General features: G+C 62.2%; 13 protein-coding genes. 6 read left to right on the plus strand and 7 right to left on the minus strand.

Annotation, left to right across the window (positions count from 1 at the left end):
* The coding region (locus FT726_RS17640; protein WP_346303156.1) for a sensor histidine kinase N-terminal domain-containing protein at nucleotides 1-1,317 on the minus strand (1,317 nt) is incomplete at its 3' end.
* Complete coding sequence (gene tctD, locus FT726_RS17645; RefSeq protein WP_104188561.1) at nucleotides 1,308-1,979, minus strand: transcriptional regulator TctD; 672 nt, start codon at nucleotides 1,977-1,979, stop codon at nucleotides 1,308-1,310. The genes FT726_RS17640 and tctD, both read right to left, overlap by 10 nt.
* 120 nt (nucleotides 1,980-2,099) lie before the next feature.
* Between tctD and FT726_RS17650 the strand changes: the two genes are divergently transcribed.
* From FT726_RS17650 to flk, 4 genes are all read left to right on the plus strand, one after another.
* Entirely contained in the window at nucleotides 2,100-3,077 is a 978-nt protein-coding gene (locus FT726_RS17650) for a tripartite tricarboxylate transporter substrate binding protein (protein WP_058769888.1), read from the plus strand.
* An 11-nt stretch (nucleotides 3,078-3,088) separates the two neighbouring features.
* Nucleotides 3,089-3,520 carry a tripartite tricarboxylate transporter TctB family protein gene (locus tag FT726_RS17655; protein WP_058769887.1) on the plus strand — a complete coding sequence of 144 codons (432 nt, stop codon included), beginning with the start codon at nucleotides 3,089-3,091 and terminating at the stop codon, nucleotides 3,518-3,520.
* Nucleotides 3,521-3,532: 12 nt separating this feature from the next.
* Entirely contained in the window at nucleotides 3,533-5,041 is a 1,509-nt protein-coding gene (locus FT726_RS17660; RefSeq protein WP_282996324.1) for a tripartite tricarboxylate transporter permease, read from the plus strand.
* A 118-nt stretch (nucleotides 5,042-5,159) separates the two neighbouring features.
* Nucleotides 5,160-6,191 carry a flagella biosynthesis regulator Flk gene (gene flk, locus FT726_RS17665; RefSeq protein ID WP_288422082.1) on the plus strand — a complete coding sequence of 344 codons (1,032 nt, stop codon included), beginning with the start codon at nucleotides 5,160-5,162 and terminating at the stop codon, nucleotides 6,189-6,191.
* Nucleotides 6,192-6,205: 14 nt separating this feature from the next.
* Here flk and FT726_RS17670 read toward each other — a convergent pair whose 3' ends face one another.
* The gene (locus FT726_RS17670; protein ID WP_288422083.1) at nucleotides 6,206-6,649 is read right to left on the minus strand and encodes a rhodanese-like domain-containing protein; all 444 of its coding nucleotides are present in this window, start codon (nucleotides 6,647-6,649) and stop codon (nucleotides 6,206-6,208) included.
* A gap of 86 nt (nucleotides 6,650-6,735) precedes the next feature.
* Between FT726_RS17670 and FT726_RS17675 the strand changes: the two genes are divergently transcribed.
* Complete coding sequence (locus FT726_RS17675) at nucleotides 6,736-8,154, plus strand: PLP-dependent aminotransferase family protein (protein WP_346303157.1); 1,419 nt, start codon at nucleotides 6,736-6,738, stop codon at nucleotides 8,152-8,154.
* A gap of 62 nt (nucleotides 8,155-8,216) precedes the next feature.
* On the opposite strand, the gene fabB is transcribed toward FT726_RS17675, so the two are convergent.
* Nucleotides 8,217-9,437 carry a beta-ketoacyl-ACP synthase I gene (gene fabB / locus FT726_RS17680; RefSeq protein WP_021509164.1) on the minus strand — a complete coding sequence of 407 codons (1,221 nt, stop codon included), beginning with the start codon at nucleotides 9,435-9,437 and terminating at the stop codon, nucleotides 8,217-8,219.
* Nucleotides 9,438-9,592: 155 nt separating this feature from the next.
* On the opposite strand from fabB, the gene mnmC reads away from it, so the two are divergent.
* A complete protein-coding gene (gene mnmC / locus FT726_RS17685; protein WP_346303158.1) occupies nucleotides 9,593-11,605 on the plus strand; it encodes a bifunctional tRNA (5-methylaminomethyl-2-thiouridine)(34)-methyltransferase MnmD/FAD-dependent 5-carboxymethylaminomethyl-2-thiouridine(34) oxidoreductase MnmC in 2,013 nt (670 codons plus the stop codon).
* A 29-nt stretch (nucleotides 11,606-11,634) separates the two neighbouring features.
* Here the strand turns inward: mnmC and FT726_RS17690 are convergent, their stop codons facing one another.
* The 3 genes from FT726_RS17690 to FT726_RS17700 all read right to left on the minus strand — a co-directional run bounded on the left by FT726_RS17690 (nucleotide 11,635) and on the right by FT726_RS17700 (nucleotide 13,359).
* Complete coding sequence (locus FT726_RS17690) at nucleotides 11,635-11,916, minus strand: YfcL family protein (RefSeq protein WP_010617478.1); 282 nt, start codon at nucleotides 11,914-11,916, stop codon at nucleotides 11,635-11,637.
* Nucleotides 11,917-11,949: 33 nt separating this feature from the next.
* Nucleotides 11,950-12,495, minus strand: a complete 546-nt coding sequence (locus FT726_RS17695; protein ID WP_021509161.1) for an elongation factor P hydroxylase — start codon at nucleotides 12,493-12,495, stop codon at nucleotides 11,950-11,952.
* A 66-nt stretch (nucleotides 12,496-12,561) separates the two neighbouring features.
* Nucleotides 12,562-13,359 carry a sulfite exporter TauE/SafE family protein gene (locus tag FT726_RS17700; protein ID WP_058758411.1) on the minus strand — a complete coding sequence of 266 codons (798 nt, stop codon included), beginning with the start codon at nucleotides 13,357-13,359 and terminating at the stop codon, nucleotides 12,562-12,564.

A 13,359-nucleotide genomic window follows, 5' to 3' on the forward strand; every position in this document is an offset into this window, starting at 1 on the left:
CTGCGCGCCGTGCCAGGCGCAGATATCCTGCACCAGCGCCAGTCCAATGCCCGCGCCGGGCTGGCTGGCGTGATCGAGCCGGCCAAACGGCTGCAGCGCATGCCGCTGCTGATCCGCCGCGATGCCCGGCCCGCTGTCTTCAATTTCCAGCACCTTTTGCCGCAGCCGCGCGGTCACCGTGCCGCCGTGCGGCGTGTATTTGATGGCGTTATCCAGCAGGTTGGCGCACAGCTCGGCCAGCAGCAGCGCATCGCCCTGCACCTGGCTCGCCGCCTGCTCTTCAAAGCCCAGATCGATCTGTTTACGCCGCGCCGCCGCATAACCGCTAAAACAGGCCTGCTGCACGATGTCGCTGAGATTGACCTCACTGAAAGGCTTGTCTTCGCCGTGACGCGCCTTGATTTGCGCCAGCTGCAGCAGGCGATCGGTGAGCTGAACGGTGTCGTCCAGCGTGTGGCGCATGCCCTGCAGGCTTTCGCGCCACTGCTGCGGGTCGTCGCTGCTGAGCGCGACGCCAACCTGGGTTTTCAGGATGGTGAGCGGCGTGCGCAGCTGGTGCGACACATCGGCGCTAAAGCGCTCCTGCCGCGCCAGCAGCCCACGCAGCCGCTCCAGATGGCGGTTGAAGGCGACGATCAGCGGCTGCAGTTCGGACCACGGCAGCAGCGACGGCAGCGGCGTCAGTTCGCCCGGCGCGCGGCGCAGCATCATGCGCGATAGCCGGCGCAGCGGGCGCAGCACTTTCCGCAGCAGCAGCCCGGCCAGCAGCAACGTGATCAGCACCAGAAAACTCTGGCTGATCAGCGCGGTGCGCAGCAGACTGTCGGCAAAGGCGTGGCGTGAGTTAAGCGTTTCCGCCACCAGCACCAGCGCCATGCCCTGCACGCCTTCCTCGTTCACCGGCTGCCACAGCGCGGCCACGCGAATCGGCTGCTTGCGGTAGTGCGCATCGTAGAAATGCACCAGCGCCGGATAGACATCGGACAGCGGCGCATTACCCGGCACCAGCGGTAAATCAGGGTAGCCGGACAGCGTGTGCCCTTCAGGCGAAATCACCTGGTAGAACAGCTGGTCGTTCATGTTGCGCTCAAAGCTGTCCAGCACCACCCACGGCACATCCACCTCCAGCCGCTGATGACGTACCACCAGCCGCTCGGCCACGGTGCGCGCCGAGGCCAGCAGCGAGCGATCGTAGGCCTGATTTGCCGCCTGCAGTGCGCTCTGATAGTGGGTGTAGACCGACAATCCCCACAGCAGCAGCAGCGGCGCCCCCAGCCATGCCAGCAATTCGCCGCGCAGCGAGTGAATCAGTCGCACGGCTGAACCTCGAGGCTGTAGCCGAGGCCGCGCAGCGTGACGATCGCCACGTCGCTGCCCGCCAGCTTTTTGCGTACCCGATGCACATACAGCTCAATGCTCTCCGGGCTGGCCTCATCCGCCAGCGTGAAGGTCTGCTCGTACAGATGCTGGCGCGAAACCGGCCGTCCCGGACGCTGCATTAGCGTCGACAGCACGCTGGCCTCGCGCGGCGTCAGCGGCAGCGGTTTGTGATTCAGCAGGAAATAGCCTTCCGCATCGCGCTCCAGCTGGCCAAGGCTTTGCGTCTGCGTTGCCTGCCCCTGACTGCGGCGCAACAGCGCGCGCAGCCGCGCGTCCAGCTCGTCCAGCTCAAACGGTTTAGTGAGGTAATCATCGGCGCCGGCATTCAGTCCCTGCACGCGCTGCTGCAGCGCGCTCTGTGCGGTGAGCAGCAGCACCGGCACGTGTTGCCCGCGCTTGCGCAGGCGCGCCAGCACCGCAAGGCCATCCAGCCGCGGCAGCGACACATCCAGCACCACCAGCGCATAGTCTTCGCTTTGCAGCACATGGTCCGCCGCCACCCCGTCGGCCACCCAGTCCACGGCGAAGCCTTTTTGCGTCAGCGCTTTCTGCAGCCAGTTGGCCAGCTCCACGGTATCTTCGACCAGTAAGAGACGCATATCACATCCTGTTAGTTTTGCCGATGGCTGAAAGGTAAATGAAAGGTTGCTGTTTTAACAATTCAGCAACCCCGAATGTTCGGTGGCAATCACACTCTGGAAGAAACAATGGAGCGACAGATGAAAAAAACAATGCGCACCGCCTTCGCCACGACCCTGCTGGCTTTTTCTCTTTCTGCGGCACAGGCTGCGGCACCCGAGCGGACCGAATGTATCGCCCCGGCCAAACCCGGCGGCGGTTTTGATCTGACCTGTAAACTGATCCAGGTTTCGCTGCAGGAAACCGGGCAGATCACCACGCCGATGCGCGTGACCTACATGCCGGGCGGCGTCGGTGCCGTGGCTTACAACGCCATCATTGCGCAGCGGCCCGCCGAAGCAGGCACGCTGGTGGCCTTCTCCGGCGGGTCGCTGCTGAACCTGTCGCAGGGCAAGTTTGGTCGTTACTCAGTGGATGACGTGAAGTGGCTGGCGGCGATTGGCACGGACTACGGCATGGTCGCCGTGCGCGCTGACGCGCCGTGGAAAACGCTGGGCGAGCTGCTGGAGGCGATGAAACAGGATCCGACCAAAGTGGTGGTCGGCGCCGGCGCGTCGATCGGCAGCCAGGACTGGATGAAAACCGCGCTGCTGGCGCGGGAAGCCGGTATCGATCCGCGCAAAATGCGCTATGTGGCGTTTGAAGGCGGCGGCGAACCGGTTACCGCGCTGCTCGGCAACCACATCCAGGTGGTATCAGGCGACATGAGTGAAATGGTGCCGCACCTGCAGGGCGGCAAGATGCGCGTGCTGGCGGTAATGAGCGATAAACGTCTGCCGGGTGAGCTGGCTGACATCCCGACCGCCAAAGAGCAGGGCTTCAACGTCGAGTGGCCGATTATTCGCGGCTATTACCTCGGCCCCAAAGTCAGCGATGCCGATTATCAGTGGTGGGAACAGACGTTTAAAAAACTGGTGACCACCAAAGAGTTTCAGCAGCAGCGCGATCTGCGCGGCCTGTTTGAGTTCAACCTGTTCGGTAGCGAGCTGGACGCCTACGTCAAGAAACAGGTGGCAGATTACCGTGAACAGGCGAAATCGTTCGGCCTGGCGAAATAACGGAGGCACAGATGAGCGATCGTATCTTTGCGGCGGTGTGGCTGGTGCTCTGCATCGTCGGGATGGTTATCGCCTGGCAGATTCAAAGCGAGTACAGCTACGAGCCGGTTGGTCCACGCCCTTTCCCGCTGCTGCTGCTCGGGCTGATGGCGATCTGCGCGGTGATGATGCTGCTGCGCAAGCCGGACGCCGTACAGTGGCCGGTGGCGGCAACGCTGAAAAAGCTGCTGGCGCTGTGCGTAATGCTGATGGTGTACGGCTGGCTGTTTGAGAAGCTGGGTTTTGCCCTGTGTACCACGCTGCTGACCTTCGGCATCGGCATGCTGTTTGGCGCACGCTGGTGGGCAGCCGTCCTCTCCGGTGTGGTAATGGGTGTGGCGCTGTTTTACGCCTTCGATCGTCTGCTGGACGTTACGCTGCCGGTCGGCAGCTGGTTCAGTTAACAGGAGTCAATTATGGATACCTGGTCTTTTCTGATGCAGGGTTTCGCCGTCGCCATGACGCCGGAAAACCTGATGATCGCCCTGATTGGCTGCTTTATCGGCACCATCGTCGGCCTGCTGCCGGGGCTTGGCCCGATTAACGGCGTCGCGATCCTGATGCCGCTGGCGTTTGCGCTGCACTTACCGGCGGAATCCGCGCTGATCCTGCTGGCAACGGTGTACATCGGCTGCGAATATGGCGGGCGCATCTCGTCGATTCTGCTTAACGTGCCGGGGGATGCCGGCGCGATCATGACCGCGCTGGATGGCTATCCGATGGCGCAGCAGGGCAAAGCCGGCGTGGCGCTGTCGATCTCGGCGGTCAGCTCATTCATCGGCTCAACCATCGCCATCATCGGCATCATTCTGTTTGCGCCAATCCTCGCCAACTGGTCGCTGGCGTTTGGTCCGGCAGAGTACTTCGCGCTGATGGTGTTCGCGATTGCCTGTCTCGGCAGCATGATGAGCCACAATCCGCTGAAGTCGTTCCTCGCTGCGCTGATTGGCCTCGGCATGGCGACGGTGGGCGTTGATGCCAACACCGGCGTCTATCGCTTTACCTTCGACAGCGTGCATCTCTCGGACGGCATTCAGTTTGTGGTGGTGGTCATCGGCCTGTTCTCGGTGAGCGAAATTCTGCTGATGCTGGAGTCCACCAGCAGCGGCCAGAAAATGGTGCGCGCCAGCGGCCGCATGCTGTTCAACATGAAAGAAGCGGCGCAGGCTACCGGCGCAACGCTGCGCTCCTCGTTCATTGGCTTCTTTGTCGGCGTGCTGCCGGGTGCAGGCGCCACCATCGCCAGCGCCATTGCCTATATGAGTGAGAAGAAAATCAGCGGCAGCGATCAGTTTGGCAAGGGCGACATTCGCGGCGTGGCAGCGCCGGAAGCGGCGAACAACGCCTCAGCCTGCGGATCGTTTATCCCGATGCTGACGCTGGGCATTCCCGGCTCCGGCACCACGGCGGTGATGGTCGGCGCGCTGACGCTGTATAACATCACGCCCGGTCCGGCGATGTTTACCGAGCAGCCGGACATCGTCTGGGGGCTGATCGCCGCGCTGCTGATCGGTAACGTGATGCTGCTGATCATGAACATTCCGATGATCAACATCTTTGCGCGCATGCTGACCATTCCGCTGTGGTTCCTAGTACCGGCAATTGCCGCGATTTCGGCGGTGGGCGTGTATGCGGTGCACAGCACCACCTTTGACCTGCTGCTGATGGTCGGGCTGGGCATTTTCGGCTATATCCTGCGCAAGATGGATTTCCCGATGTCACCGCTGATTCTCGGCTTTGTACTGGGCGAAATGCTGGAGCAAAACCTACGCCGCGCGCTGTCAATCAGTAACGGCAACCTGCCAATTCTGTGGGAAAGCCTGATCTGTAAAGTGCTGCTGGTGCTGGCTGTCGCCGTGCTGATGGTGCCGCCGCTGTGGAAGCGCTGGCGTCGCAAGCGTATGAAGCTGGCCGCCGCCGAATAAATCCGTGTCTTATTGTTTTTCTCCCTGCCGCCCCCGTGGATTTCCCGGGGGCTTTTGCTATCATGTGCCATCGTTTTTCCGGCGCACCCGGATCTGACTCGTTTTCAAGGATTCCGCCATGCAACCTCTCAGCGGTCCCGGTGTGCCCGCGGGCGATCGTTCCTCTGTTAACCCGGCTAACGGCACCGGCCGCCCCGGCGCGGCACTGGGCGACCAGCCGCTCTCCCCGGCCCAGCGCACCACGCTGGAACGCCTGATCGTCCGGATCATGTCACTCAGCACGCTGAAAGCGCCCGAACTGTGGGCTGGCATACGTCACGAAGTGGGCGTGAAAAATGATGCCGAACTGCAGTCGCGCCACTTTCCGGCGGCGGAGCAGCATCTCAACAGCCGTCTGACGCAGGTGCAGAACAGCCACGCCACGCGCCAGCTGTTGCAGCAGCTGCTGGAAAAGCTGCCGCAGGGCAACAATCGTCAGGCGGTAAGCGACTTTATCCGTCAGCAATTTAACCAGACGGTGTTAAGCGCGCTGAGCCAGGATCAGCTGCGTCAGGTGCTGACCATGTTGCAGAACGGTCAGATGGCTATCCCGCAGCCGCAGCAGACGCGCACCACCGATCGCACCCTGCTGCCTGCCGAACAGCAGGCGCTTAACCAGCAGGTCACGCGCCTTGCCGCCGCGACCGGGGAATCGCCGGTAAAAGTGCTGGCCGACACGCTGAAACTGGTCAATCTGAAGAGCGGCGACCCGGTTCCGTCGCGCCACTTCCCGCTGCTGACGCAGTTTTTGCAGGTGCGCCAGACGCTGAGCCAGCACAGCGCGCCGACGCTGCAGCTGCTGGAAAGCTCGCTCAAACAGCCGCTGAGCCACGACGAGCAGCGTATGCTGGAGGATTACAGCCTGCAGCGCTTCCAGGCCACGCCGCAGACGTTGCTGACGCCAGCGCAGAGTCAGGATCTGCTGATGCTGCTGTTCAGCCGCCGCGCCGAGCGCAACAGCGAAACGCCGCTGGCCGACAGCGAGCTGCGTCCGCAGCCAATCTGGGCACCGTTTGTTGACATTCTGCCGCGTCCACTGGCGCAGCGCCCGGCGCTGACGCTGGTGCTCGGCCTGGCGCTGTTCTTCTTTTTGCTCTGGCTGCTGCTGTAGTTAAGCCATCGCACTCAGCAGCCGCACTCCGCCGCGGGTGCCGCGGCGGGCCACTCGCCTGCCGCCGCGCCCCACGCCATCGGGTGGCCGTCGCGCTTCCAGAAATCCAGCCCGCCAATCAGCTCTTTAACCTGAAACCCCAGCTCAGCCAGCTTTAGCGCCGCTTTGGTCGAACCGTTGCAGCCAATGCCGTCGCAGTAAGTCACATAGACGCGATGACGATCGAGCTGCGCGGTGCTGGCCGCATCCATCTCGCGATGCGGCAACGATAGCGCGCCGCAGATATGTCCGGCCTGATATGCGTCGCGGCTGCGGGCATCAATCACCATAATCTGCGTGACGCCCTGCGCCAAATCCGCCGCCAGATCCCAGGCATCGGTGTAATAGCTGAGTTTGTGCTGCAAATGAGCCACGCTGTGCTGCGGGCTGGCGGGCGGATAAAACAAAACGGCTGACATGGCATTCTCCTGTTGTGATGTCCCTGCAGTGTACGGCAAAGTGGTCTGCATCCTGATACCACTTTGACCGTAGCGATAAGACCATTATGCACCATGCCTTTTTGCCGCTGTTTCGCCATCAGACGCAGGGCGGCTTACGTCAGCGGCTGTGCGCTACGCTGCGCCAGGCCATTGTCAGCGGCCATTTGCGCTTCGGGCAGAAGCTGCCTTCGAGCCGCCAGCTGGCTGCCGATCTGGCGCTGTCACGCGTGACAGTCGAAGCCGCCTACAGCCAGCTGGAGAGCGAAGGCTACGTGCAGCGGCACAGCGGACGCGGCACCTTCGTCGCTATCGCCCTGCCACTACCGGCGGAAAAGGCGACAGCGCAGCGCGCACCGCGCTTTTCGCGCCGCGGCGAGCAGGTGCTGGCGACCGGTGGCTGCCAGGATCCCCCTTTTCCCCTTGCCTTTGCCGCCGGATCACCGGATCTGCGCGCGTTTCCGCACCGCCAGTGGCAGCGGCTGAGCCACAGCGTACAGCGCGCGCTGGGCAGTCAGGTGATGGGCTATGGCGATCCGCTCGGTTATGCGCCGCTGCGCCAGGCGGTGGCGGATTATCTGGCGCTGTCGCGCGGCGTGCGCTGTTCGGCTGAGCAGGTCATCATGCTCACCAGTTCACAGCAGGCGCTGCAGCTGCTGGCGCTGATGTTTCTGGATGCAGAGGATGAAGTGTGGCTGGAGGAGCCGGGCTACCGTGGCGCGCGGAACGCCTTTCTCTCCGCCGGTGCCCGCTGCCGTGCCATGCCGCTGGACGATCAGGGCGCGCTACCACTCAGCGGCCGGGCGCAACTGGTGTATCTGACGCCCGGCCACCAGTATCCGACCGGCACACCGATGAGCCTCGCGCGACGGCTGCAGTGGCTGGCGTGGGCACGTCAGCACGATAGCTGGCTGATCGAGGATGACTACGACAGTGAATTTCATTATGACGGTCGCCCGGCGCCGGCGCTGCAGGGCATGGAAGCCGATAGCCGGGTCATCAGCCTGGGGACTTTTTCCAAAACCCTGTTTCCATCGCTGCGGCTGGCGTGGATGGTGGTGCCCGCGGCGCTGGTGACGGCGCTGGGTCGCGCACGCAGCGTACTGGACGGCCACAGCGCCCTGCTGCCGCAGGCGATCACCGCCGAATTTATCCAGCAAGGCTATTTCGCCAGCCACCTGCGGCTGATGCGTCAGCTCTATCATAGCCGGCGCGATCGGCTGCTGACACAGATCGAACAGCACCTGCAGCCGTGGCTGCGGCCGCTGCCGGCGACAGGCGGGTTGCAATTGACAGTTGAGTTATTACAGGGAGATGAGGCGCGGCTCACGCAACAGGCGCAGGCCGACGGTCTGCTGCTGCCGCCGCTGTCACCCCTTTACGCCGGCGCATCGAAACAGCAAGGCTGGATACTCGGCTTTGCCGCGTTGACGCCCGGCGAAATTGACCGCGCCTGCGCGAAGCTGGTAAGGCTGCTGGCAACCTGAATCCGTCAGCGACAAAAACAACAAAGGCCGGATTAACCGGCCTTTGAGCATTAGCGTAAGCGTTACGCCTGGTATTTACGCAGGGTCAGCGTGGCGTTGGTGCCACCGAAGCCGAAGCTATTGGACATCACCGTGGTCAGCGCTTTTTCGGTTGGCTGCGTCACAATGTTCATGCCCTTCGCTGCGTCATCCAGCTGTTCCACGTTAATGCTTGGCGCGATGAAGCTGTGCTCCAGCATCAGCAGAGTGTAAATCGCTTCCTGCACACCTGCCGCACCCAGCGAGTGACCGGTCATGGCTTTGGTCGCAGAGATGTATGGCGTGTTGTCGCCAAACACTTCGCGAATCGCGCCCAGCTCTTTCACGTCGCCGACTGGCGTTGACGTGCCGTGAGTGTTGAGGTAGTCGATTGGCGTATCCAGACCCTGCATCGCCATCTTCATGCAACGCACCGCGCCTTCGCCTGACGGTGCCACCATGTCAGCGCCGTCAGAGGTTGCGCCGTAGCCGACGATCTCAGCGTAGATGTGGGCACCACGCGCCAGCGCATGCTCCAGCTCTTCCACTACCACCATACCGCCGCCGCCGGCGATCACGAAACCGTCACGGCTGGCATCGTAAGTACGCGACGCTTTTTCCGGGGTTTCGTTGTATTTAGTCGAGAGCGCGCCCATGGCGTCGAACTCACAGGCCATTTCCCAGCTCAGCTCTTCGCCGCCGCCAGCAAATACCACATCCTGTTTGCCCAGCTGAATCTGCTCCACCGCGTTGCCGATGCAGTGTGCTGACGTCGCGCACGCCGAGCTGATGGAGTAGTTGACGCCGTGGATTTTGAACGGAGTAGCCAGGCAGGCAGAGACGCCGGACGCCATCGCTTTGGTCACCACGTACGGGCCAACGCCTTTCAGGCCGCGCGGGCCACGCATCGCGTCGGCACCGAACACCTGATAACGCGGGGAACCGCCACCGGAACCGGCAATCAGACCAACACGCGGGTTGTTCTGGTACTGCTCATCCGTCAGGCCGGAATCTTTGATTGCTTCTGCCATCGACAGATAGGCATAGATTGAGGCATCACTCATGAAACGCACGATTTTGCGATCGATGAGCCCGTTAGTGTCCAGTTTGACGTTACCCCATACATGGCTGCGCATGCCGGCATCTTTCATCTCTTCGGAGAAAGTGATTCCGGAACGGCCTTCACGCAGGGAAGCCAGCACTTCCTGCTGGTTATTACCAATACTGGAAACGATACCCAGGCCAGTAATCACTGCACGTTTCATTCAATAGTCCTCATTCCACTTCTTTTGGATTGACGTGCACTCTAGCTTACAGTTGTACGCCGAACAAGTCCGATCAGCCATTTCCTTTTGTAAATTTGCGTCATGTGACGCCACTCGCTAAAATCGCGCCACTGCCTGAAAAATGAGCCTTTCCCGTGAAGTTATCCCCGGTTGAACACGCGCAATTAAACTGGAACGATCAGGGTACACCTGTTTCCCGAGCGTTCGACGACGTCTATTTCTCCAACGACAACGGACTGGAGGAGACGCGCTATGTGTTCCTCGACGGTAACCATCTTCCGCAGCGATTTGCCGCCCATCCGCGCGATCTGTTCATCGTTGCCGAGAGCGGTTTTGGCACCGGACTCAACTTTCTTACCCTGTGGCAGGCGTTCGATCGCTTCCGCGCCGCCCATCCGCAAGCCGGCTTGCGCCGCCTGCACTTCATCAGCTGCGAAAAATACCCGCTGACCCACGCCGATCTGGTGAGCGCGCACGCGCACTGGCCGCAACTGGCCCCGTGGGCCGGACAGCTACAGCAGCAGTGGCCGCTGGCCCTGCCCGGCTGTCAGCGCCTGCTGTTCAATGGCGGCGAGGTGACGCTGGATCTGTGGCTGGGTGATATTAACGCGCTGATTGATACTTTTGATGACAGCCTCAACGGCCAGGTTGACGCGTGGTTTTTAGATGGCTTCGCGCCGGCGAAAAATCCGGAGATGTGGACGCCTTCGCTGTTCGCCGCCATGGCGCGGCTGGCGCGTCCCGGCGGCACCTTCGCCACCTTTACCTCGGCGGGCTTTGTGCGGCGGGGCTTACAGCAGGCCGGGTTCAGCGTGGCGAAGCGCAAAGGGTTCGGCCACAAGCGTGAAATGCTGACCGGCGTGCTGGACAGCGCCCCCGGGCAGCTAGCGGCTCAGCCGTGGTATGCGCGTCCGCAGGCCACCAGCCGCGAGGTGGCGCTGATTGGCGGCGGCGTGGCCAGCGCGGTGCTGGCGCTGGCGCTGCTGCTGCGTGGCTGGCAGGTTACGCTGTACTGCGCCGATGCCGCCCCGGCGCTCGGCGCATCGGGTAACCGTCAGGGCGCGCTTTATCCGCTGCTTAACCAGCACGATCATGCGCTCGCCACGTTTTTCCCGGCGGCATTCAGCTTTGCCCGCCGCCTGTACGATGCGCTGCCGGTGATGTTCGAACATCAGTGGAGCGGCGTGCTGCAGCTCGGCTGGGATGCCAAAAGCGCGGAGAAGATCGCGCAGATGCTGAGCATGGATCTGCCGCACGAGCTGGCGCACGGCGTCAGCCCGCAGCAGGCGCAACAGCTGGCCGGCGTCGATCTCGACTGCGGCGGTATTTTCTATCCGCAGGGCGGCTGGCTGTCGCCGTCACAGCTCACCAGCAATCTGCTGGAGTATGCCCAGACTCAGGGGCTGCGCATGCACTGGCTGCATCGCGTGACGCAACTGGTCCGCCAGCAGGCAGGCTGGACGCTCCAGTTCGCCCAACAGCCTGCGGTAAGCCATCAGCAGGTGGTGCTGGCCAACGGCCATGCGCTGCAGGCGATCGGGCAAAGCCGCGATTTGCCGGTGTATGCGGTGGCCGGTCAGGTCAGCCATGTGCCGACCAACGCGGCGCTGAACCCGCTGCGCACCGTGCTGTGTTACGACGGCTATCTCACCCCGGTCAGCCCGAACTTTGCCACGCACTGCATCGGTGCCAGCTACCATCGCGGTGAGACGGTAACCGCTTTCCGCGCCGACGATCAGCAGGAGAATCGCCAGCGGCTGATTAACTGTCTGCCGCAGGTCAGCTGGCCGACGCAGGTTGACGTCAGCGCTGATGAAGCGCGCAGCGGCGTGCGCTGCGCCACGCGCGATCACCTGCCGATGAGCGGCAGCGTGCCGGATTACGCGGCGACGCTCAGTGAGTATGCGGATCTAGCGGCGCAGCGCGCGCGCGGCGAGCAGATTGCGGAAGCGCCGGTGCATCCCGGCCTGTTCGTGCTTGGCGCACTGGGGTCGCGCGGACTGTGCAGCGCGCCGCTGGCAGCAGAAGTGCTGGCGGCGCAAATGAGCGGCGAGCCGCAGCCGCTGGACAGCAGCACGCTGGCGGCGCTGCATCCCAACCGTTACTGGGTGCGCAAATTGCTTAAAGGGAAAAAGGCAGGACGCTAAAGCGCGGGGCGAGCGATCGCCCCGGCCAGTCAGGCAGTGAGGCGCGCCTGGGTAAACAGGTTATCCCACATGCCCACCACCAGCGCCTGGTCGCGCGGCGACAGCTCACCGGCGGCGATGGCGTTTTGCAGGCTGTTGGTGACCTGAATCTGCAGCGCTTCCGGCGTGTGTTCGCCGCTCTGCTCAATTTCCGCTACTGCCAGCGTCAGATGGCCACGCAGATAACCGCTGGCAAACAGTTCGTCGTCGCTGGCGTGTTCGACCATATCGTCAATCAGCGCCAGAATGCGGGACTCGAATTCTACGATCATCTTCTCATCATCCTTCATTTATCGGAGTGCGGCTCACAGATCTTCCGGCCACGGAAACTGTGCCGCCGTCAGTGCAGGCGTACCATAATAGCTGGCTAACGCATCAATAAAGCGCGCCGGACGCGCCGGAATGCCGTGCTGCAGATAATGCATTACCTGTGCATGCACCTTACGCTGAAACGCGATGCGATCCGGTTCACAATCGCCGTCGAGATTGTCACAGCTGACGTTAAAGGGAAAGCCGGCTGCCACACAGAACAGCCACTCCAGCGCCTGCGGCTTAATTTCCACCGCTTCAAACTGGCCCTGCGTTTGCGCATCGCGCCCGTCCGGGCAATACCAGTAACCAAAATCCACCAGCTTGCGCCGCGCTTCACCGGCAATACACCAGTGCGAAATTTCGTGCAGCGCGCTGGCGTAAAAGCCATGGGCAAACACCACGCGGTGCCACGGTGAGGTGTCATCCGCTGGAAGATAAATAGGTTCATCATCGCCTTTAATTAGACGCGTCTGAAAATCGTCAGCAAAACAGCCGTCAAAAATCTCCACCAGCTGCTGATAATGGTGCTCTTTACTCATAATATTTTAATCTTTAAATAAACCGCCGCCATTGTCGCACTGGCGGCCGGTTTTGACGAGTGCGGATTACAGTGCGGCAAACCAGGCGAGAATGACACTGCCGTGGCTGTCCCACAACAGCTTAGCGCTCATCACGGCAGACACCGTCACCACCATCGGGCGAATCAGCTTCTGACCGCGGCTCAGCACCAGCCTGGCGCCGAGGCGTGCGCCAATAAACGCCCCCAGCAGCATAATCACGCCGGTGCCCCACACCACCTTGCCGCCGAACATAAAGAACAGCAGACTGGCGAAGTTAGAGGTGAAATTTAGGATTTTGGCGTGGGCGGTGGCTTTCGCCAGATTGAAGCCGCAAAGCGTGACGAAGGCCAGCGCATAGAACGAGCCGGCACCCGGGCCGAAGAAGCCATCGTAAAAGCCGACGCAGCCGCCGCCCACCAGCGCAAACGCCAGGCCGTGCAGACGCTGCTCGCGATCGGCCTCGCCAAGACGCGGCATCAGCAGGAACCACAGCCCGATGCTGATCAGCAGCAGCGGCAGTATCTGGCGCAGTATCTCAGCCTGAATATGCTGAATCAGCAGCGTTCCGCCAATCGCGCCGAGAAAGGTCATGGCGATATTCAGCCGCTGCTCGCGCAGTTTCACCGCGCCGCGCCGTACAAAATAGAGGCTGGCCGAGAAGGAGCCGCCGACCGATTGCAGCTTGTTGGTCGCCAGCGCCTGCGCCGGCGAAAGACCGGCCGCCAGCAGCGACGGCACGGTCAGCAGACCGCCACCGCCAGCAATGGAATCAATAAAGGCCGCCAGCACCGCGACCAGAAACAGCACGCCAAGTACCACCGGGCTGACAACAAACAGATCCAT

Source organism: Pantoea sp. Morm (genome assembly GCF_016643525.1).
Classification (GTDB): Bacteria; Pseudomonadota; Gammaproteobacteria; order Enterobacterales; family Enterobacteriaceae; genus Pantoea; species Pantoea dispersa.